A 22,539-nucleotide genomic window follows, 5' to 3' on the forward strand; every position below is an offset into this window, starting at 1 on the left:
ATATCTGTATTTCATAAGAGCGGGAACTGCTGTATCTAGGGGGCAAGATGCCGGCACTACAAGAGTAATTACTACTGTTAATAACTAAAGGTTTAAGTTATGTAAATTTGTCAATATTTGGTATAGATTAACTTAAAATAATTTCCAGGTAACTGCTGTATTTTCAGGAAAAAATTAACGTCATGTCTAAAAATTTTAATTCTCCTAACTTTATTGAACCTTTAAATATCTTTAATGTTATCAGTACGGCAATGGGATTGTACCGTTGTCATTTAAAAAAATATTTTCTCATAGCTCTTAAGGCTTGTGTTTGGTTACTAGTTCCTATTTATGGCTGGGTTAAATTTTACGCGCTCTTAGCTTTGATTTCTCGTTTATCTTTTGGTGAATTGGTTAACCAACCTGAAAGCGTTTCATCAGGTGAACGATTTGTTAATTCCCGTTTATGGGATTTTTTTGTGAATATGATTTTCATGGTTGCTATTGGCTTATGTGTTGGAGTTGTATTTAAACTTATTGGTGGTTTACTAATAGGTATATCAGAGATATTAATATCACAAGATGTAACTGTAACTAATAGAATTATTTATCGTTTAATAGCGATTGTATCTGTGATAATTAGCTGTATGGGTATACTGTGGATAGGAATTAGATTTTATTTAGTAGATGTTTGTTTAGCAGTTGAAGATGATGTTAATGGTAGTTCAACGATTAATCGGAGTTGGGAACTAAGTAAGGGAAATGTGGGCAGGATTGTGTTAATTTTTTTAATTGGGTTTTTAATTACTATTCCTATCCAATTTATTATGAAAATCGTTATTAATATTATTACTACTATTATTACTATTATTGGGTTAATTATTATGCCTTTTTTAAGGGAAAATGATCTGATTTTTTCAAAGATTTTTTCTATGATTTCTTTTTTGTTAATACTTGGAATACGTTTTGTGGGTGTTGCTTTTATTCTTCCTTTTCTGCAAACTGTGAAGGCTGTGGTTTATTACGGTGTTAGAAGTCGGGATGAAGGGTTAGGTTTACAATTACGTAATCACGATGTTTAATTATAAATTCTGCTGATAGGGAAGGGTGGTGTTAGTTATGTTGGTAGAGGATTTTGGGGTGTACTTTACTCAAGGCTGAGTTTGCAATATCTTCTCAATCATCTGATTGGCTTGGGAAGAATAACTACCACCAAATAAGTTAAAATGATTTAATATATGATAGAGATTATAAAGCGGTTTTCTGTATTGATAACCTTGATCTAAGGGAAACTCTTTTTGATAACTTTGATAAAAGGCTAATGGAAAACCTCCAAATAGTTCGGTCATGGCTATATCAACTTCTCTATCTGCAAAGTAAGTTGCGGGATCAAAGATAACAGGTTCATTTTCTATGGTAAAGCCTACATTTCCACTCCATAAGTCTCCGTGAACTAGGGACGGTTGAGTTTGATAATCTGCAAGTAGTTGGGGAATAAGTGCTAATAATTTATCTGCGTGGGGAAAGATTCCTCCCTGTTTTTTTGCTAATTGTAGTTGATAGTTTAAACGGTTTTGAAGATAAAATTCTGACCAAGAGGTATGAAAGTTATTGATTTGGGGTGTTGAACCAATGGTATTATCCATGTCCCAACCAAAACTTTTATTGGTGCTAAATTTGTGCATGACTGCTAATTTCCGTCCCATATCTGCCCAAGATTGATGATTACCATGGGTCATTTCTAGCCATTCTAAAACTATATAACTAGAGGTTTTTGTAATTCCCCAACAAAGTGGTTTAGGAACGCGGATGGTTTGAGTATTATAGATTTGTTGTAAGCCCAGTGACTCGGCTATAAACATTGATTTTTGGGAAGGTTGGTTAAGTTTGACAAAGTAGGTGATTTTACTATTGCTAATGGCATAACTTTGGTTGATACAGCCACCACTGATGGGTAAGTGCTGATTACTAACGAATTTTTCTCCGGTGATTTGACTAATGTGGTGATCAATTTCTGGCCAGGTCATGATTTTTTAATTGTTGGTTAATTGACTAAATGGGACTAAATAGGTTTGACAATAACAATACCATAGGCGTTTGGGGATAGGTAGTTTTTGGCTGCTTGGATTAAGTCAGTTGCTTGTTGTGCGTACATAAGTTGGGGATAGTTAAAGGCTGGTTCTAAGTCACCAATTAAAGATTGATAATAACCATATAATCCAGCGCGATCGCTTGGTGTTTCGTTGCTAAATATAAACCGATTGGCTACACGTTGTTGAATACGGGCGATTTCTGATTCTTTGACTAATTCTGTTTGTAATATTTGAAGATGTTGAGCGATCGCTTTTTCTACGGCGGCTAAGTTTTCTACAGGGCATTTAGCGGAAATTGAAAATACTCCTTGCCATAAGTTACTCATATTATTAACAGAGATTGAAGATACTAATTGCTGTTCTTCTCGTAAATTATGGACTAATCTGGAAGTTCTGCCTTGTGCTAAAATTCCGGCAATAATATCAAGTGCATAGGTTTGATTTAATTCTTTTAATCCAGGGACTCGCCAAATCATGACTAGTCTTGCTTGTTGGAGAGTTTTGTCAATAATTTCTTGACGCACAATTTCTGTGAATGCGGGTTCAGGAATTACTGGTGTTTCTGTTGGTTTATTGGTTATTTGTTGATGGTTTTGATTAAATTCTGTGGCGATAATTTCTATTAATTCCTCTACTGGTAGATTACCCACGGCTACGGCTGTCATTGACTGGGGTTGATACCAATGAGTATGAAAATCGCGCATTTGTTGGGGTTTGACTTGAGAAATAACGGCAGCAGGTCCAAGGACTGGACGACGATAGGGTAAGGTATCAAAGGCGGTTTCCATGATATGGCGATAAATGCGTCGTCCGGGGTTATCTTCAGAGCGTCTAATTTCTTCTAAAACCACTAATCGTTCCCGTTCAAAGGCATGATCAGGAATGGTAGGATTACAAACGATATCTATTTGTAGAGGTGCTAATTCGGCGAAGTCTTTAGGTGCGGTTGTGATATAATAGTGGGTATAGTCTTGGCTAGTGGCAGCATTAGTGACAGCGCCGCGCTCTTCAATGCGACGTTCAAACTCACCGCTGATGAGTTTTTGTGTACCTTTAAAGACTATATGTTCTAAAAAGTGAGCCATACCATTAATAGCGTCAGTTTCCATTGCAGAACCTGTTTTTACCCACAAATCAAGATTAACCGCGTCTATTGGCATTTGTTCAGCAATAATAGTCAAGCCATTAGGTAAATGGTGCAAGGTGGGTGCATGAAGACGGGGAAGTTTCGCCAGAGTTGATGTCATTGCTTATAGTGGTTTCAGCTATGTTACTTCTTCTATATTACAACTTTCTTGATGGTGTAAACCTTCTCATCTATAAACTGTTAGTATTTAGTAGAATATTTTTCTGGTAATATAAAGCACTATAATTTGATTGCAAATCATATTAATTATTCATATTTATTCAATGATGATAAATCATCAATACGAGCAAATTTAGCATAACTAGGACTTCGTTTACCAACTTCTTTAATCATTTCTATGGCTTCGGAAATATGTAATGCGTGAGGAGCGTGAGCAAGATAAGGAAGAATATAGAAAAGAGCAAAAGCAGTATATTCCTCATCAAATTTACAAGATTGTATTAGGCATTCTATCGCTTTTTTATAGCTGGCATCTTCATCCCTGGCCTTTTTATCCCTAGTTTCTCTAAGTTGACGCAATATTACTAATAATGCTTTAAGCTTTCTACTTCGATATTGTATTAAATCAGTTCTATTAAGACTTAATATTTCTGCGACAACCTTTCCACGTTTATCTTTTCCGTTAACATGAGCTAATTGAGCTTCTTTATCCCAATAAAATTCAAGATATTGGTATATATCACAATCTTCATCAGTGGGATCAATTAATAATTGACTACCATCACAATCAAGAGGAAATTTATTTCCTTTATTTTCGGCATTATTACAAACTTCACAAGCATAAAGAAGGTTATTCCAATCAAAAGTTAAATCAACATATTGAGATTTAGGTCTAAAATGCTCAATTCTTCCTGCTGAAATTTCAACCTTCCGTTCACAAAAAGCACATTTACCAGAAAACATATCATATAGTGGCTGCTTTACAGTATTTATCTTATGTTTTGCAGTTTTGCCTGGATTATATTTATCTTGGGCATTTTTTACTTTTTTCTTTGCTGCTTGAATTTGTTCTTTGCTTGATGTCGGATCATTCTCTATTTCTTCAAGATTGATAATAGCTTCTTGAAGTTTTTTTAACCATTTATCAGCATTTTGTTTGAGAATATCTGGTGTGCTTGTTCTTTTAACTGGAATCATTACAAATTTTCCTCTAAATACTTATTAATTTTATCCTCTAAACTACCCGGTTCTGGTTTACCTCCAATGGGTCGAAATTCTTTCATAAATTGTCTTAATTTTTCATATTCCTCAATTTCTTCCCCTTGTAAATGATTTCTATTAGCTGTCAGATAATTATAACGATCTATTTTCTCTTGTGTAGCTGGAGAATGAGTAGAAACTAAACCAAAAGCAGGACTTTTTAAAATATAATCAGCATCATAAGCTGCAATATTCTCAACTGGTTCAATTTGGACTTCTCCATTAATCATTTTGACAGTTAAAGTAAGTGTATCATCTCCAGCACCAGCAGCAACAAAAGGACTATGAGTAGCTACAAAAAATTGTAGGTTAGGAAAAACGGTTCTTAGCTTTTTAGCAATCAATCTTTGCCAAACTGGATGTAAATGAATATCTAATTCATCTATTAAGACAATACCTGATCCTTGACGAGGATCGGTTTCTAGATGGGAAAAGGTTTGAAATAAACGCCAAATTAAATCCCCAACTAAAGCGATAATACTGCGAAAACCATCTGATAATTGAGTAATAGGAATTAACTGATTTTCTAAGGAAAAAAGAATAATTCCATCATTTGTAACTTGATCAAATTTAATATTTCCAGGTAAAAGTTCGATAATAGCTTTTTTTCCTAATTCCATCATCTGTTTAGATTTAGCATCATCAGGATTTTTAGCAATACGATAATCTAAAAAAACCATCCATTCTTGAAAAGTTTTCAAACTATCATTTTCTTCAAACTGTGTCCTAAAATTACTTTCACGATCTGCCCTTTGGAGTTCTCTTAAGTTTACCGGATTGCCTTCACTACGAGAAAGACGACGAAAAGGACCATAACCAGCAGCAAACCACCCTTGAGAATCTAAAGTAAAGGCATTTGTTCTTAACCATTCCAGAGTTTCTGAATTTTTGGGATTTAGTGTATTTGCTGGATAATTTTCTCCACCAATTCGGGTATTTTTATTACCTATGATCAAGTAAGAATAATCATAAGAGAATTTGTTTCTACCTTTATTTAGCATCATGCCTTCATCATCATTATTTCTTTGTATTGTCGCTGTTAATTGACCATATTCCGAATTATTCCTTACCCAATTTTGAGGAGATAACATAAGTTTTTTAGCCCCATCTGAACCGGCTAAAAGTAAGGCAATTGCTTGAAGAAATGTACTTTTTCCTACTCCATTTTCACCTAATAATGTGATCCACTTATAGGGATTATTTTTATTGTGAAATGAAATAGTTTGTTCTCGAAATCCTTTGATATCTTTAATTTTAATACTCTTTAGCCACATAATAGTATATCTCTCTGAGAAAATATTAGTTTTAATCAACTCTTTGGGATAATTCAATTTTAACTCATATCGAGTAGTTTAGATCAAAAAATACCATTGTATAAAAACAATAACACAATATTAGGTTAGGCAAAATGCCCAACCTATAAAATAGCAAAATTAGAAACGCAGAAATACCTCTACAGTCTCTACACTAAATTAACTCAATTCAAAAACACCGAACCACTAATTGCTTGTCCAGAAGAAGATAATGGCAAAAATTTCTCCACTAGCAATTCCTGGAAAGTTTTGACATCATTTTGCCAGTTACCAATTACTTGTTGTAAGTCTTGGATTTTTTCGGTGATGGTGTTACCTAATAGGGGATAATTTAAGTTACCAGAAAATAAAATTGCTGGTGTTACCTGTTCCCCAAATTGAACATTTACTTGATTAATAGCTAAATTCAAAACTCCGCGCTTTAAGGGGTAAGTTAACTCCAAGGAAGCATTGACTTTACTCCCCCCAAATTCTTGCCACGAACCAGGAGATAAAAGCTTACCACAGATATATTGATAAGCATCCGTTTCTGATGGAAAACCGACAAATCCTTTGGGGTTAATTCCCACTGCTTGATACTCTATTTGAGATAACTTTTCTATCAATTGACTCGCAATTGCTGCTACTTGAATCTCTGCTTGAGTTTTCGGTCCTATCATCTCTAAGACATTTAGTCGGTTCGGTTGGACAATGATTCCCACACCGTTTTTATAAACCAACTGTACTAAATTGTTATTGTACACTGGTTGATTTGCTAATTCCCAATCAGCAGGAATAATTCCCGTATATTTGAGAAAATCTGGGTTTAAAACTGCGGGATTGAGATTTTTAGCGACGATAGAAACCGCTATTTCTGAGATTTGTAAACTATTGCTCATAAACTCCTGGTTATTGCTGAATTTATTAACAGTATAAACACTGTCAAAACTAGTATAAGTCAAAAATCAAATATTTGTAAGTGTAAACTGTTTGTTTACATTGTCTTAATATATACACGCTAAATATAGATCAATTGCTTTTAAACTAATTTGTTGACAATAAATAAATTTTTTATTGTAAACTAATAATTAGTAATATTAAGAATTATGTCAAATTTATCTCATACAAAAAATCAATCCCGTGTGATTGTCATTGGTGCAGGTATAGGTGGACTTACGGCAGGTGCATTATTATCCAATAAAGGTTATAACGTCCTTGTACTTGACCAAGCAATAGTTCCTGGTGGTTGCGCTTCCACCTTCAAACGTCAAGGATTTATTTTTGATGTTGGTGCGACCCAAGTTGCAGGTTTAGAACCTGGGGGAATTCATCACCGCATTTTCTCGGAATTAAATATAGAATTACCCGCAGCTACACCTTGTGACCCAGCTTGTACGGTATATCTTCCCGGAGAGTCTATACCTATTAATGTGTGGCGTGATGCGGAAAAATGGCAAGAAGAACGCCAAAAACAATTTCCGGGAAGTGAATCTTTTTGGCAATTATTAACAACTTTATTTAATGCTAGTTGGGAATTTCAAGGACGTGATCCTGTGCTACCACCGCGTAATTTATGGGATTTAAAACAATTAATTAAAGCAGTGCGTCCAAGTACATTTATAACTGCACCTTTCACCTTTATGACAGTGGGAGATGCTTTACGATTATGTGGTTTAGGAAATGACAAAAGACTGCGGACATTTTTAGATTTACAACTCAAATTATATTCCCAAGTTAGCGCGGAAGAAACCGCCTTACTTTATGCAGCCACAGCTTTGAATGTATCCCAATTACCCCAAGGATTATTTCATCTCCAAGGCAGTATGCAAGTATTGAGCGATCGCTTGGTAGAATCTTTAGAACGAGATGGTGGTAAATTATTAATGAGACATACCGTCAAAAAAATCAAAGTTGAAAATAACCAAGCTAAATCTGTAATCATTAAAAATCAGAAAACAGGGGAAATTTGGACAGAAGCAGCAGATCATATAATTGCTAACGTTACAGTTGAAAACTTAGTTCAACTATTAGGAGAAAACGCCCCTTGGGGATATAAACAAAGAGTAGAAAAACTACCTCCTGCTTCTGGCGCTTTTGTTGTTTATATAGGTGTAGATAAGAGTGCAATTCCTGCCAATTGTCCACCGCATTTACAATTTTTATATGATATTAATGGACCAATTGGCGAAAATAATTCCCTATTTGTATCTGTAAGTCATGAAGGAGACGGCCGCGCACCATTAGGAAAAGCCACAATTATCGCTTCTTCCTTTGTTGATTTTACTCCCTGGTGGGAAACTGAAAATTACGAAGAGTTAAAACAAAAATTCACCCAAGAAGCAATATCCAAACTTTCCCAATATTTCTATTTAAAACCAGAAACCATCATTTATGTAGAAGCAGCCACACCTCGTACCTTTGCTAATTATACAGGTAGAGAAAAGGGAATTGTAGGCGGTATTGGTCAAAGAATTTCCACCTTTGGACCCTTTGGTTTTGCTAATCGTACTCCTATTAATAATTTGTGGTTAGTTGGTGATTCTACCCACCCTGGAGAAGGAACTGCGGGGGTAAGTTATTCGGCTTTGACGGTAGTTAGACAAATTCAAAATCAAGGGTAAAATTCTTTTTTTTCACGCAGAGTCGCCCAGACGCGGAGGAGAGATTTTACAGAAGAATAGTTAGTGATTCAAAATTAGGACTTTGCTACAGCAGTTCCCGATATTATGAAGTACAGATATTAATAATAAAACTCTTGTGGTGCGGGCATACTATGGCTAACGCCACGCTACGCGAACGACCAATCTCAGTACAAGTCTTGCCCGCACAAGGTGTACCTCACTCAAAGCTACTTGCTGTATGTTTAAGTATGAAATTAAAAAATCAAGAATTTCTCACTCTTAATCTTTCCGTCTTTGCGTTTTTGCGTCAGACTAATTCATACTTAAAATTAGCAAAATTATAAATTAATTACTAATTAATTACTAACTTCTGAAGGCTGAGATTCTTCTGCTGGTGTTGCTTCTGGCGTGGATTCCACTGATGGAGTAAGTGGTGATTTGGGAACCAGCAATTGCCGCCAAGTTCTAATTTGTTCCCTAGCATCAGTATAAGCACTACTACCGCGAGGAATTAACTTCGCTGTATTAATAGCTTTGGCAACATCATCTTCACTTTGAGAACGTGCTATTTGTAATAATTGTTGACTCCATTGGTCAATGGCAATGTTCACATCTAAACGCAAACTGTTACGATTAGATACCCGATTTGCCAACTCCATAGCCTGAACTAAAGCTTCTGGTGTGCCAACATCTGCAACTTGCTTGGCTTTTTGCCAACTTTCCTGAGAGCGAATTTGGTCTTGCCAGGTATCTATAGCCGTTTGGGCTTCATCCGACAAAGCCCGTCCTGATGCAGCGATTTTTTGAGCTTCACTAATCGCAGTTTTAAAATCACCATTATCGGCCAATACCCTAGCCTGATCTAAGTATGGTTGATCTTGAATACGCTCAATTTTTGCAGTCCATAGCCGAATCTTTTTCCTCGCTTCTGGATATAATGCTCGCCCCGAACGAATTTGACTAACTTCAGCGATCGCAGTTTGTAAAGAGCTAACATCTTCACTAATTGCGATTTGTTCAGCCCGTTCTAAATATGGTCTATCTTCAATCGTCTCCACCTGGCCACGCCAACGCCCCATTTCCTGACGGGCTTCCTTCCCACGGGGATTACTACTAGGAATTAATTGTACCTCAGAAATAGCCGCTGTTAAATCACTAACCGTACCTTGACTAGCTAAATTCCGGGCTTTTTCTAAGCGAGAAACATCTTCAAGTTCTAATTGCCAACTAGCAATTAATTGCTGTGCTTCATTATAATTTTCCCTAGAAGCATCTATTTGTTGAGCTTGAGAAATCGCCGTTTCTAACCCAGCCACAGTACCAATAAAAGCGCTTCTTTTCGCCTCACCCAAAAACAGAAAATCATCAACTTCCGCCTGTAATGCCGGAATAGGGGGGATTTTTCGAGCAATTTCCAGTGCTGTATCAGCATCTCGCCCTTTCATCTTCCCTTGTGCTAATTTAAGTATTTTCCGCGCAAATCCAGTGATTAGCTCCTGGGCTTTTTGGTATAAATAACTTTCTGGTTTAATCGTTTTAGCTAGTTTAATCGCTTTGAGTAAATTATCTAAACTCCGGGTTTCTGCTAAATTTTCAGCTTTGTAAAGTTTATCCCCATCTTCCCGCGCCGTGACAATAATATTATTTAATTGCTCATATTTAGTATTTGCCCAGTATTTATTATTTACCCGCAGTAATCTAGCTGTGAGCATAAAAGCCGATTGCCAATGTCTTTGGCGCAGTTCCTGTTCCGCTTCTTGGTAGATTCCTTCGGCTTTTGACCAAATTGACTGCCATTTTTCAATTTGCTCTTCTACTAATTTACTCGCTTTTAAATCCGCTGGAATTTGACGAGCAGTAGCGATCGCCCCCTGCAAATCCCCCGACTGAAAAGTCTCATCAGCTAGTTGTAAAATATCCCGTGACCATTTTTCTAAAAACCGATTGATTTCCCCCCGTAGAGGGTGATTTTCTGGTAACTGTTTCACCAAAGCGATCGCTTGGAGCAAATCATTAACTGTTTGCTTAGAAGCCGCCAACTGAGCGCAGTGTAACCTAACTGACGCACTCGCTAAAGGCCAGAAAATTTGCGGGCAATTAGGAGCAGAAGGCAGTTTAAACAACATAGATATTGCCAAAAACCCCACACTCCCAGGAATCAAAGTTAGCACTACCGCTAAAGGTATCCATCCCTTCATCCAAGGTGGCATTTTCTCAGTTATAACACTGATATAAAAATTAGCTTTAGAAGCATTATTTATAGATAGGCCAGTGCCATCTTGATTTTTTCCATTCTTCACAGACTTAAAATGAGAACCAACAGCAGTAGTATCAGCCGTTTGATTATTTGGTATATAGTTGGGCTGAAGCCCAATAGATTCATCTACTTGGTCCAAAGGCCAATTATCTGGAATATCCCGTTCTGTCATTGCTCACACCACAGTAATTAATTGAATAGCGATATGAAAGTAGGTAGATCAATAAATATAGATAATATTATGCTTAATATCCTCACTTTCCCATCAATAACATTACTATTATTTGGTTTGAGTATGACTAATTACATTAACCAGAAATTAAAGATTCTTTTTGTAAATCTAGAATTAGCTGAGTTAAATCATCACTAGTTGCCTGATAAACATTACCACAAAAGTCACAAATTGCCTCCGCACCATTATCTTTAACAATCATGTCCTCAAGTTCAGCCTCTCCCAATATTTTCAGCGCCCCTAGCACCCGCTCAAAAGAGCAACCACAATGAAAGCGTAGCATTTGACTTTCGGGAAATATGTTCAATCCCATATCTCCTAACAAATCATGCAAGATTTCCGTCAATGTTTTCCCCGCTTGTAGTAGTGGTGTAAAACCGGATAAAGCGGAAACTCTTGATTCTAAAGTCGCTACCAGTTCTTCATCTTTAGCCGCCTTAGGTAACACTTGTAGCAGTATTCCCCCGGCTGCTGTTACCCCCTGTTGTCCCACAAATACACCCAAAACTAACGCCGAAGGAGTTTGTTCCGAATTTAGGAGATAATGGGCTACATCCTCACCTATTTCCCCGGAAACCAGTTCCACTGTACTAGAGTAAGGATAGCCATAACCAACATCTCGGACTACATAAAGATAGCCCCCACCCACAGCAGAACCAACATCCAGTTTACCTTTGTGATTGAGAGGCAATTCCGCAGATGGATTACCGACATAACCCCTAACAGTTCCATCTAAACCTGCATCTGCTAATATACCACCTAAAGGACCATCTCCTTTAACGCGAACATTTACCCTAGAGCCTTGTCGTTTCATGCTTGAAGCCATTAACAAACCAGCCGCCATTGTTCTTCCTAGTGCTGCTGTCGCCACATAGGACAATTTATGGCGAACCCTTGCTTCTTCCGTTAACCGGGTGGTAATCACACCTACTGCTTTAATCCCCCCATTCGCCGCAGTCCCACGAATTAATTGATCTGCCATGAAAAACCTTACAATTCTTTTGGTGACTTTTGTATTTTAGCTTAAACAGTAGAAGCCGTTGATTAACCCATTACCCATTACCCATTACCCATTACCATGCTAGGTACATTTCAACAAAGCCAAATCCGCATCGAAATTCCAGCATCAGCTGATGCCATTCATGATAGTATTCTTCATCCAGTACAATTGAAAAAATGGCTCTTAGGACAAAATTTCCCCCCGGAAATGCCCACAGAATTGCCACCGGGCTTTGAATTTACTACTTGGACAGGACCTGTATCCATTCATCATCGAGTAGATGTGGTAAAACCCAATTGTTTGCGATTACTACTCAGTGGAGCCATTGATGGCTTTCACGAATGGTACTGGGGTGAAGGTTGGGTACAGTCACGCTTAGAAGGTGTATCTATGTTACCTCTCAATTTAGGTCAAAGCCTCAGTTTATTTAGCTTGCGTCAGTTTTTATCAGGGATAAGAAATTAACCGCAGATAAAAAAATATCCCCTATTCCCTACAAGAAAATGGGGATTTTCTGTAAACTTTTTGACTTTTCAAACATCCTCTGAACAGCAAATTACTTGTTAATATTAATTAATCTCCAGTAATTTATAATCTCGGAGCAATTTTGTGTTTTCAGCACTTAATAATTCCCGCAGGCTATCAATCTCATTTAATATCTCGATTTCCCGTCTACATTCTTGTTGTAAAATTGATAAGTAGCGCTCGCGCTGCTTTTCTGTTTTGGCCTCTTTGAGCATACAAATGGCCATGTTAATGTTAGAAACAGGATTGGATAAGTCTATAGAAACTTTTCTTAATAGGCTTTCTCGAACCTGTGCCAGTTCGTTGGAGTTTTGCAACTCAAGCTGATTGGTTTTGATTTCCTTTTGCAGTCTTGCTGACTTCCGAGCTTCTTTTAGATAGGCTTGACCAGGGATTAAACGTTTTTGCAACCTAGCTTTTACTGCTTGTAATATTTCCAAAGGCTCAAAAGGTTTAGTAATGTAATCATCAGCACCTAGACACATACCTTGACGTAAATCACTCCGGTTGGCTCTAGCAGTGAGAAAAATCAGGGGGATATCAGCACACTTGGGTTCTTGTCGCAGTTTTTGTAAAACCTCATAGCCATTGATTCCTGGTATCATAATGTCACAGATGATTAAATCAGGATTTTTATTTTTCGCCAATTGTAGCCCGGTTGTTCCGTCTACAGCGGTAATAACGTTGAAATCTGCCAATTCTAAAATTTCTTGCAGATTTGAGAGAATTTGAGTTTCATCTTCGATTACTAAAATTAAGCTCATGACTCAAAGTTGACCTCTAGGGAATTATCTATGTATATTTCCGACAATTTTTTTGTGATTTTATTCACTTAATGCCGGCCATTATACAGCAAATTGTACATACTCAACTTTTAAATAATGATTTAATAACGAATTTTGCTACTCCGAAAATTTTTTCCCTCATACCACAATACTGTTCAGTTAGAGCCGCCAAAATTAAATTATCTTTACTTTGTATCCTTACCTTAACAGTATTGGTGTATAATAGACTCTGGTATAGTTCCATGGACGCACCCAAATCAGGTATTGACCACATTTACTTAAATAATGAAAAGCTATAGCGCGAATATATTAAAAGAAATACCCCTGAGATTAGTCCTAATTGTTCCCTTTGTCTTGCAAATTGTCGGGGCTGTGGGGTTAGTTGGTTATCTTTCATACTATACTGGGGAAAAGGTAATAGAGAATATGGCTAAACAATTGATCACAGAAATTTCTGACCACATTGATCAAAGTCTAGATGATTATTTGGAACACCTAATACAAACTAGCGAAAATAATGTGGCTCTGATCAAATTAGGTATTATGAATTATCAGGATTTAGCCACAGTAAAAAACTATTTTTGGCGGCAGTTACAAATAATTGATCACATAAATGATGTTGCCATTGCTACAGAGAAAAACAGATTTTTGGCAGTAGCTAAACAAAAAGATGGATCTGGGATGATTATTCTCAGAGATCAGTCAACTAATTATAAATGGAATACCTACTTCACTGACAATCTAGGGAATTACAATCAGTCTAAAAATATCATTAATTCTCAAACCGAACCCTCGGAAGATACTCGATCAAGTCATTGGTATCAAACAGCGAAAAATGCAGCAGGAGAGGGAATTTGGCACTTTATTGTTTCAAGAAATAACCACAATGAACCAACTTTAATTATTGGCTATTTATTAGCATTCTTTGATCAGAATAATACTTTTCAGGGAGTTGTTAGTACCTCTGTTCCTCTATCTCAACTAGAGGATTTCCTGCGAAAATTGAAAATAGGTAAGACAGGTCAAGCTTTTATTTTAGAACGGAGCGGGTTATTAGTTGCTAGTTCCACTGGTGAAGATCCTTTTCTTTTAGGTTTATCAACCTCTTTCAATTTTTCTAAACCAGATAATTTGAGTAAATACAGATTAAATACACTGAACAGTCGTAACGATCTAACTCGGGAAACAACTCAAAACCTATTAGCACATTTCCAGGGAATTGAGCGAATAACAACAAAACAAAACCTGATCTTTGTATCCAAAAATGGGCAACGGCATTTTGTCGAAGTTATACCAGCGTCGGTTGATAGAAATTTAGATTGGCTAACAGTTGTTGTGATTCCTGAAACCGATTTTCTTAAAGAAATTAAGAACAATATTGATTTGACCATTGTATTGTGTGGTCTAACTCTACTGATTAGCACGGGGATGGGTTTTCTCACCACTAGATGTGTAAATAAATCCATTCTACAGTTAAATAGAGCCACTCAAGCTCTAGAACTAGCCAACTGTCAACCATTTTGGAGAGAATCAGATCTTGCTTTAATGGAAGTTAAATGTATTAAAGAATTGGTAAATCTGTCCAATTCCTTCAAGAGAATGGCTATTCAGTTACAATCATCTCTAATAACTTTGGAAGAGCGAGTTGAGCAAAGAACCGCAGAATTATTCATTGCTAAAGAAAAAGCTGAAATAGCAAATCAAGCCAAAAGCGAGTTTCTTGCTAACATGAGTCACGAATTGCGTACACCCCTAAATGGTATTTTAGGCTATGCCCAGATTTTGAGCCGGACACAACTTACTCAGGAGCAACAGCGGGGAATTGCTGTGATTTATCAATGTGGTACTCACTTACTCACCCTGATTAACGATATCCTTGATATTGCCAAAATTGAAGCCCGGAAAATGGAACTTGATCCTGTACCTTGTTATTTACCATCTTTATTACAAGGAGTAGCGGAAATTGCCAGAATTAAAGCAGAGGAAAAAAGCCTAGATTTTATTTACGAATTAGCAGAAAATATGCCATCAGGAGTTATTCTAGATGAAAAGCGGGTTAGACAAATTTTGCTAAATCTCTTGAATAATGCCATCAAGTTTACAAATAGAGGACAAGTTATTTTTAGAGCTATTATTAGTGATAATGATATAAAAACATTGACATCCTCTTCTGTGAAAATCAAGTTTCAGGTTGAAGATACTGGAATTGGCATGAACAGCGAGGAATTAACAAGAATTTTTATGCCTTTTGAACAGACGGGAACATCTAAACAAAAAACAGAAGGAACTGGTTTAGGTTTAGCAATTAGTAAAAGTTTTGTAGAAATGATGGGTAGTCACTTGGAAGTTAAAAGTGAATTGGGAATTGGCACTTTATTTGAATTTGAGATCCAGTGTTCTTTGGCTGATAACTGGGCTAAAGCTAATACTATGACTAATTTAGGCCAAATTGTGGGATATTCTGGCCAGCGTAGACAAATTTTAGTAGTTGATGATCGTTGGGAAAATCGCTCTGTAATCGTTAGTTTACTTGCTCCCTTGGGTTTTATAGTTATAGAAGCTAACAATGGTGAAGAAGCTTTACAAAAGGCTATAGAAAATCCTCCTGATCTGATAATTTCTGACCTAAAAATGCCGATTATGGACGGGTGGGAAATGCTGACTCAAATACGTGAATTAGCCGAGTTGAGAAACACAATCGTGATTATTTCTTCTGCTAGTGTATTTGATGCAGACCGTCAAAAAAGCTTGCTTATCGGTGGACAGGGTTTTTTACCTAAACCAGTGAAAACAGAAGAACTTTATTGGATATTAGCCCAACAACTTCATCTGAACTGGATTTATGCAGAATCCATGACAAATGACACTAAAACATCCATGGAAGTTACTGATACAGAAATGGTTGTGCCACCAGCCTCGGATTTAACCATATTGCTAGAATATGCTATGAAAGGACAAATTCGGGAAATAAATCATGAGCTAAACCGTCTGGAGCAAAGCGGTGAAATTTACCGTCCCTTTATAGATAAAATGACTTTGATGCTGCGAGGATATAAAATTGTTAAGATCCGTGAATTTCTGCAAAATATCAGTAAACAAAAAACATCTTTACCTAAATAGTGTACTCTAGAAAAGAGAGTCTTGGGATTTAATCTCAAAATAACGTAGTATACTGGGGTTAATCGTATTTAAACTCAAGATGAAATACCTAACCCATGAACAAGTTTATAAACAATTCAGCACTATGAAACTCAAAGTTAAAAATCAGTTAACCGTTACGAGAATCGCTATTTTCATTCATAATTTATAAATCATAAGGAAAAGATTTTGAAAACTTTAACTAAGCAGTCCATAATTTTAGTAGTTGATGACAATCCCACCAATTTAGAAATTCTTGATCATGCTTTGAATCAAGAAGGGTACAAAGTGCGAATCGAAGCAGAGGGGTTAAATGTCATGAAACAAGCCCGTTTGAGTATTCCTGATTTAATCCTATTGGATATTATGTTGCCTGATATTAATGGATTTGAGGTTTGTCAGCAATTGAAAGCCGATCCCTTGACCAAGTCTATACCTATAATTTTTATGACTGCTCTGGCTGATACTGTTGATAAAATTAAAGGGTTAAATTTAGGTGCCGTGGACTATATAACTAAGCCATTTCAAAAACAGGAATTACTTGCTCGTGTGCGTGGACATTTGCAGTTACGAGAATTAACTAAAACTTTAGAAATCCAGAATCAACAACTCATAGAACTGAAAAGTGAGCTAGAAAATCGCGTTGCTGAACGGACAGCAGAATTAAGTCAGGCTCTAGAAAAAGAAAAGGAAGTAAATCAATTAAAATCCCGGTTCATTACCATGGCATCCCACGAGTTTCGCACTCCTTTAGCGATTATTTCTTCATCATCGGGTATTTTACAAAATTTTAGCGATCGCCTCAGTGAAAAAAGAAAACAGGAACATCTAGAAACAATCCAAAATACAATCAGGCATATCATCCAAATCCTTGATGATGTCCTCATGATTAACCAAGCTGAAGCTGAAAAAATAGAAGTAAACCTAGAACCATTAGATATCATTAAGTTCTGTCGTCATCTCAAGGAGCAAATAGAAGCTAGTTTTACCTCCCATGGAATTGATTTTTATATAGATTTAGGTGATGAAATTTTCAGCAATTATCAGATTGTTCAGGTAGACAAAAAACTGTTGCGGCAAATTATAACCAACCTCCTGACTAATGCTATTAAGTATTCTCCTAATCACAATTTAGTTAACTTTAGTTTGTCTAAGAAAGATGACCAACTTATCTTTAAAATTAGTGATCATGGTATTGGTATTCCTGAAGCGGACCAAGTTCATTTATTTGAGTATTTTCAGCGCGGATCTAACGTCGGGACACTTCCTGGTACAGGTTTAGGTTTGTCCATAGTCAAAAAATGCGTGGATTTGCACCAGGGGGAAATTACCTTCTATAGTGAATTAGGAAAGGGAACAGTATTTACAGTGATTCTTCCTTTTTTAAAGGGCTGAAAATTTGATCAATTAGCAGTTTTGTTGCTCATACTTTCACTGTTGTGATACTGAAATCGGTAAATTTGAACACATAAATACTATTTACACTGATTGATATGCAAAGCATCCAGGATTCTATTAATCAGATCATCATCTAAAGTTTATATTAGTTTAATCTACAATGGTCAAGAAAAGATAAATTTAGAATCATAACTAGCTCAGGCACAGGATTCTTATAAAATTCTCAACAAAATTCTCAACAAAATTCTCAACAAAATTTATGTCCCCAATTAACAATTATACCCCCACAGACAGCCACAATCAAAAACTCAAAATCATTGGTATGGCCACAATATTATTATCTTTAGCTGCTTGTACTAACGTCCAAAGTCCCAACCAGTTAAAAACAAATGACAAACCATTAAAAGTTGCTATTCCTGAACATGAATTTCCAGGAAAATCACAACTATCAACTAAAATTGAAAATCTAAATTTTACCGTCCCCAGCAAATATCAGGGGAAGACAGTTTATCAAGTCGAACCCAGTAATAAAGAGAAAGTAATTGCGTTAACTATTGATGATGGTCCTTGGCCAAAAACAACCTTAGAAATGCTGGATATCTGCAAACAAAATAATGTCAAAGTTACATTTTTTTGGGTAGGAAATGCTTTACAAGCTAACCCCGAAATTGCTAAACGAGTTGTAGCTGAAGGCCACGCTATCGGTAATCACACTTGGCATCATTGGTATCGAAATATGGATGCAGCTACAGCAAAAAGTGAAATTGAACGCACAAATGACCTAATTTACAAGACAACAGGCGTTAAAACATCTTTTTTCCGCCCTCCAGGAGGCTATTTAAACAACGGATTAGCTGCTTATGCCAAAAATCAAAAAAACTCCGTTGTCCTCTGGTCTGTCACCTCAGCAGACACCGATCCTCGCGCTAAACCTCAAGCCTTTGTGAAAAATGTTCTTAAAGGAGCAAAACCTGGCGCAATTGTGTTAATGCACGATGGTGGAGGAAATCGGGAGAGAACAGTGAAAGCCTTACCAGAAATTATTAGCGGGCTTAAACAGCAAGGATACCGATTTGTCACAGTTCCTGAACTCTTGAAAATGCAGCCATAAATATCCTCTTCTATTATTCTAGATTTGCTTGTATATCTATCTAAATATTTTTTGCAAATGTTAGCTTATCAATAAACACAAAGACTTAACCACAATTTCCCCAGTAAGTTCACTGTCACAGTTGTTGAAGGGTTTAAAACGGTTCTCTCCCCTCAAATATGAAATCTATTTTGCTATATTGAACATTTTTTTAAAGATACTACACTTGTATTACTACTCTGTATATATCTGTAAGGAGAAAAAATCATGCAAACCATTACACGCATTTCAACAACTGATATGGAAGTTACTAGTATTCGTCTAGAACGGGTACTAAAGGATAAACTTAAAGATATGGCTGGTAATCAAGGATATCAGTCTCTAATTCGAGATATCCTGTGGAATTATATCCAGCAAAAATCTGGTGAGTGGAAACCGCGTTTTTCTAAATCTGATATTCGTGCCAGTATTTGTGCTATAGCGGAACAAGAACAACGTTGTGTCCTCACAGGTAAATTAATTGAACCACAACAGTCAATGTTGTTAGGATTAACCAGAAATGGTGATATGCTTCCTCTGAGCTTGGAAAGTTTATCTGGCTAGTTGGAAATTTTAGTTAATTTTACCCATTTATACCCTTGTAATTGGGTAAAATACCACTTTCAACTTGATTTTAAACATTTCACTATGGGTTTTAGTATTAACTCGGATGCAAAATATCAGCTTTATGGGTTATTTATAGGTAAATAGAATAAAAAACAATGGTAACTGATTCTTCTACACTCAGTAACAATATTTCTCCTGAAGAAAACTTAGATACCAATGAAGTAGCTATTCAGGTTGATAAATTATCAGACAGACAGCGCCAAATTAGCGCGATAATCCAAATTCCCCAACCAGTAGAAAAAGTTTGGCAAATTCTCACGGACTATGAATCATTACCTGATTTTATTCCCAATCTAGCCAAAAGCACTCTTCTTGAACATCCCAATGGAGGCATTCGACTGGAACAAATTGGTAGAGCGAGTTTACTTAATTTTAAATTCTGTGCCCGTGTGGTTTTGGATTTAGAGGAATCATTTCCTAAATTAATCCAATTCAATATGGTAGAAGGAGATTTTAAGGGTTTTTCGGGTTTTTGGTGCTTAGAGCCTTGTTTTCTCAGTGAACAACAAGGTACTACTCTTTGCTACACCATCCAAGTTTGGCCTAAACTGACTATGCCAATCTCAATTATTGAACGCCGTCTCAGTCAAGACCTGCAAGCCAACCTCTTAGCAATTCGTCAGCGCTCTCTAGAAACCATACTCTAACTAATTATTTGGTTATAGGAACTACAAAAAAATAAGAAATTAGAAAGAATAAAAGGATAGAAAAAACTTTTCTATCCCTTCCTTAGTACCCCCAAGGGAATTCGAATCCCTGTTACCTCCGTGAAAGGGAGGTGTCCTAGGCCTCTAGACGATGGGGGCTTGTTTCTCATCACTTTAAACAATATAGCGGATTTTTTTGAGGATGTCAATAGGTTGGGAAAAAATTTTTTTGAGCAGTCTGGGAAAGGGTTAGAGGCGCGAGCAGGGGAAATAAACTGCTGACGGTTGGATAAAATCTACTAAAATCTTAGTGAGATAACTTTGGTGGGTACTGTTTTCCTATGGGCGTTGCTGATTTGATGTGTGAAAATGATTTTTGATGATATCCAAACTCTTGTAGAGAAGTTCCATGGAACGTCTCTACACCTAAATTCATGCTTGGTTTGGGCAACGCCGCCTATGAAGGTCTCCAGATACTCTTGTTTACCAGTTTCCTTGCTATATGATTCTGTACACAGGATTTTGATTTGAAATCTATGGCTCAAAATCTACAACATGGAAGCACCTTTTGAAATCACCATCCAGATGGTGATCACTGTTTTTGCGGGCATTAGCGCCCAGGTAATGGCTGCATATTTCAAGCTACCCAGCATTGTCTTACTACTGCTATTAGGCATTCTTTTGGGTAAAGACGGTTTGGGACTATTGCAACCGCACTTACTAGGGGCAGGATTAGAAGTGATTGTTTCCCTAGCAACGGCAATCATTTTGTTTGAGGGAGGACTGAAATTAGATCGGCAAGAGTTGGGCAAGGTTTCCGTTAGTTTACAGTTACTTGTGACACTGGGAACAATGATCACTCTGTTGGGGGGTAGTCTGGCCGCTCACTGGTTGGGTGAATTTCCTTGGAATATAGCTTTTCTCTATGCGTCTATTGTTGTTGTTACTGGTCCAACTGTCATTGGTCCATTAATTCAACAAATTAATGTAGATAGACAAGTAGCAACGCTGTTAGAAGGAGAAGGGATTATCATTGATCCCGTGGGTGCTATTCTGGCTTATGTAGTCCTAGATACGATTTTAAACGGTGATACAGACCCGATTAATGCCATTATTGGTCTCCTCTTACGTTTCGGTGTAGGTGCGGGTATAGGTGGTATTGGTGGCTACTTAATGAGTTGGATCTTCAAACGGGCCAATTTCATCTCCTTTGAACTGAAAAATCTGGTTGTACTGGCAATGTTATGGGTATTATTCACCCTAGCGCAAATCATCCGCAGCGAGTCGGGAATTATGACTACAGTGGTGGCTGGTGCGGTATTTGCTAACTCTTCAGTTCCCGAAGAACGTTTATTGCGAAGTTTTAAAAATCAACTTACCATTCTCAGTGTTTCTGTTTTATTCATCCTCCTAGCGGCTGATTTATCTATTGCCAGTGTCTTGGCTTTGGGTTGGGGGAGTTTATTGACTGTTTTGGTGTTAATGTTTGTCGTCCGTCCCATTAATATCATTCTTTGTACTTGGAACAGTGACTTAAATTGGCGACAAAAACTATTTTTAAGTTGGGTTGCACCCAGAGGCATAGTTTCCGCTTCTGTGGCTTCTTTATTTGCGATTTTACTCACCCAACGCGGCATTAATGGTGGTGACTCAATTAAGGCTTTAGTGTTTTTAACAATTATTATGACAGTTTTTTGTCAAGGTTTAACCGCTGGCTGGTTGGTTAAATTGTTAAGAATTACTTCTCAAGACGCAACTGGGGCGGTAATTGTCGGCTGTAATCCTTTGGGTTTATTAATTGCTCGCTTTTTTCAAGAACGGGGAGAAAGTGTCGTGATGATTGATACTGATCCAGAACGTTTAGCCCAAGCTGAAGCCCAAAATCTTAGGGTAATTGCTAGTAGTGCTTTGGACGGGGAAATACTCGAAGAGGCCGGAATTGGTTCAATGGGTACTTTTTTGGCAATTACAAGTAATGGTGAGGTAAATTTTGTTTTAGCACAACGGGCAGCTGAGGAATTTAATCCCCCCTGTGTTTTAGCTGCTTTTCCCCGTCACCCTCAAGGTTCTCCTTTGGTTAATAGTAAAGTTGATCAGGCTTTTGTTTCTGATTTACCAATAAAAACTTGGAATGAATATTTAAGTAATGGACAGGTTAAGTTAGGTGCAACTACATTAAATGTGGCAGAATTTGCATCTCAACAAGAACATATACAAGAAAAAATTCAGGATGGGATTTTAATACCTCTTTTGCTAGAACGGGAAGAACGTTTACAGGTAATGTCAGCTACCCAAGAATGGGAAATTGGCGATCGCATTATCTATCTATTATATGATTCCCGTCCTAATCTTTTAAAACTGCTCTCTGGTGCGAGTCAATCTACACCTTTAACGGTGGAAACATTAGCAGAAGTCGAAGAAATCAGGAGCAAAAATACTAATGTTTAAAGATTTCCGTAATTTAAATAT

18 protein-coding genes and 1 tRNA gene are annotated in these 22,539 nt (G+C 36.9%); 10 read left to right on the forward strand and 9 right to left on the reverse strand.

The genetic code is table 11. The annotated features are described in order from the left end of the window. Positions 1-182: 182 nt before the first annotated feature. Positions 183-1,061 (forward strand): DUF975 domain-containing protein, encoded by an 879-nt coding sequence (locus H6F39_RS10605; RefSeq protein WP_190371424.1) that lies wholly within the window; start codon positions 183-185, stop codon positions 1,059-1,061. Between the two features lie 69 nt (positions 1,062-1,130). Here H6F39_RS10605 and H6F39_RS10610 read toward each other — a convergent pair whose 3' ends face one another. The 5 genes from H6F39_RS10610 to H6F39_RS10630 form a co-directional block, all read right to left on the reverse strand. Next, positions 1,131-2,006, reverse strand: a complete 876-nt coding sequence (locus H6F39_RS10610) for a fructosamine kinase family protein (RefSeq protein WP_190396674.1) — start codon at positions 2,004-2,006, stop codon at positions 1,131-1,133. Between the two features lie 35 nt (positions 2,007-2,041). Then, positions 2,042-3,319 (reverse strand): pitrilysin family protein, encoded by a 1,278-nt coding sequence (locus tag H6F39_RS10615; RefSeq protein ID WP_190396675.1) that lies wholly within the window; start codon positions 3,317-3,319, stop codon positions 2,042-2,044. Positions 3,320-3,465: 146 nt separating this feature from the next. Beyond that, complete coding sequence (locus tag H6F39_RS10620) at positions 3,466-4,356, reverse strand: retron system putative HNH endonuclease (protein WP_190396676.1); 891 nt, start codon at positions 4,354-4,356, stop codon at positions 3,466-3,468. Beyond that, a complete protein-coding gene (locus H6F39_RS10625; protein WP_190396677.1) occupies positions 4,356-5,693 on the reverse strand; it encodes an AAA family ATPase in 1,338 nt (445 codons plus the stop codon). Before H6F39_RS10625 ends, H6F39_RS10620 begins: the two co-directional genes overlap by 1 nt. 203 nt (positions 5,694-5,896) lie before the next feature. Continuing rightward, positions 5,897-6,610, reverse strand: a complete 714-nt coding sequence (locus H6F39_RS10630; protein WP_137908076.1) for a hypothetical protein — start codon at positions 6,608-6,610, stop codon at positions 5,897-5,899. 207 nt (positions 6,611-6,817) lie between these two features. Between H6F39_RS10630 and crtD the strand changes: the two genes are divergently transcribed. Both crtD and H6F39_RS10640 read left to right on the forward strand, forming a co-directional pair. Beyond that, positions 6,818-8,332, forward strand: coding sequence for a C-3',4' desaturase CrtD (gene crtD / locus H6F39_RS10635; protein WP_137908077.1), 1,515 nt, complete (start codon positions 6,818-6,820; stop codon positions 8,330-8,332). Between the two features lie 152 nt (positions 8,333-8,484). Beyond that, positions 8,485-8,676, forward strand: a complete 192-nt coding sequence (locus tag H6F39_RS10640) for a hypothetical protein (protein ID WP_190396678.1) — start codon at positions 8,485-8,487, stop codon at positions 8,674-8,676. 12 nt (positions 8,677-8,688) lie between these two features. On the opposite strand, the gene H6F39_RS10645 is transcribed toward H6F39_RS10640, so the two are convergent. Together H6F39_RS10645 and hslO are read right to left on the reverse strand one after the other, a co-directional pair. Beyond that, a complete protein-coding gene (locus H6F39_RS10645) occupies positions 8,689-10,761 on the reverse strand; it encodes a chromosome segregation ATPase (protein WP_190396679.1) in 2,073 nt (690 codons plus the stop codon). A 136-nt stretch (positions 10,762-10,897) separates the two neighbouring features. Next, complete coding sequence (gene hslO / locus H6F39_RS10650) at positions 10,898-11,803, reverse strand: Hsp33 family molecular chaperone HslO (protein WP_137908079.1); 906 nt, start codon at positions 11,801-11,803, stop codon at positions 10,898-10,900. Positions 11,804-11,899: 96 nt separating this feature from the next. On the opposite strand from hslO, the gene H6F39_RS10655 reads away from it, so the two are divergent. Then, entirely contained in the window at positions 11,900-12,286 is a 387-nt protein-coding gene (locus H6F39_RS10655; RefSeq protein WP_137908080.1) for a hypothetical protein, read from the forward strand. A gap of 104 nt (positions 12,287-12,390) precedes the next feature. Here the strand turns inward: H6F39_RS10655 and H6F39_RS10660 are convergent, their stop codons facing one another. Beyond that, positions 12,391-13,110, reverse strand: coding sequence for a response regulator transcription factor (locus tag H6F39_RS10660; protein WP_137908081.1), 720 nt, complete (start codon positions 13,108-13,110; stop codon positions 12,391-12,393). A gap of 306 nt (positions 13,111-13,416) precedes the next feature. Here H6F39_RS10660 and H6F39_RS10665 point away from each other — a divergent pair, with 306 nt between their 5' ends. The 5 genes from H6F39_RS10665 (at position 13,417) to H6F39_RS10685 (ending at position 20,070) form a co-directional block, all read left to right on the forward strand. Then, positions 13,417-16,251, forward strand: a complete 2,835-nt coding sequence (locus H6F39_RS10665; RefSeq protein WP_190396680.1) for an ATP-binding protein — start codon at positions 13,417-13,419, stop codon at positions 16,249-16,251. A gap of 207 nt (positions 16,252-16,458) precedes the next feature. Next, positions 16,459-17,664 carry a hybrid sensor histidine kinase/response regulator gene (locus tag H6F39_RS10670; protein ID WP_137908083.1) on the forward strand — a complete coding sequence of 402 codons (1,206 nt, stop codon included), beginning with the start codon at positions 16,459-16,461 and terminating at the stop codon, positions 17,662-17,664. Positions 17,665-17,926: 262 nt separating this feature from the next. Continuing rightward, entirely contained in the window at positions 17,927-18,778 is an 852-nt protein-coding gene (locus tag H6F39_RS10675; protein ID WP_137908084.1) for a polysaccharide deacetylase family protein, read from the forward strand. A 246-nt stretch (positions 18,779-19,024) separates the two neighbouring features. After that, positions 19,025-19,360: a hypothetical protein gene (locus H6F39_RS10680; protein WP_190371418.1), complete on the forward strand. Its 336-nt coding sequence runs from the start codon at positions 19,025-19,027 to the stop codon at positions 19,358-19,360. Between the two features lie 158 nt (positions 19,361-19,518). Continuing rightward, the gene (locus H6F39_RS10685) at positions 19,519-20,070 is read left to right on the forward strand and encodes an SRPBCC family protein (protein ID WP_137908086.1); all 552 of its coding nucleotides are present in this window, start codon (positions 19,519-19,521) and stop codon (positions 20,068-20,070) included. A gap of 86 nt (positions 20,071-20,156) precedes the next feature. On the opposite strand, the gene H6F39_RS10690 is transcribed toward H6F39_RS10685, so the two are convergent. Further along, a tRNA-Glu gene (locus H6F39_RS10690) sits at positions 20,157-20,229 on the reverse strand. A 396-nt stretch (positions 20,230-20,625) separates the two neighbouring features. Between H6F39_RS10690 and H6F39_RS10695 the strand changes: the two genes are divergently transcribed. Then, positions 20,626-22,518 carry a sodium:proton antiporter gene (locus H6F39_RS10695; protein ID WP_137908087.1) on the forward strand — a complete coding sequence of 631 codons (1,893 nt, stop codon included), beginning with the start codon at positions 20,626-20,628 and terminating at the stop codon, positions 22,516-22,518. Positions 22,519-22,539 lie beyond the last annotated feature (21 nt).

The organism is Dolichospermum sp. FACHB-1250 (assembly GCF_014696335.1).
GTDB classification, from domain to species: domain Bacteria; phylum Cyanobacteriota; class Cyanobacteriia; order Cyanobacteriales; family Nostocaceae; genus Dolichospermum; species Dolichospermum planctonicum.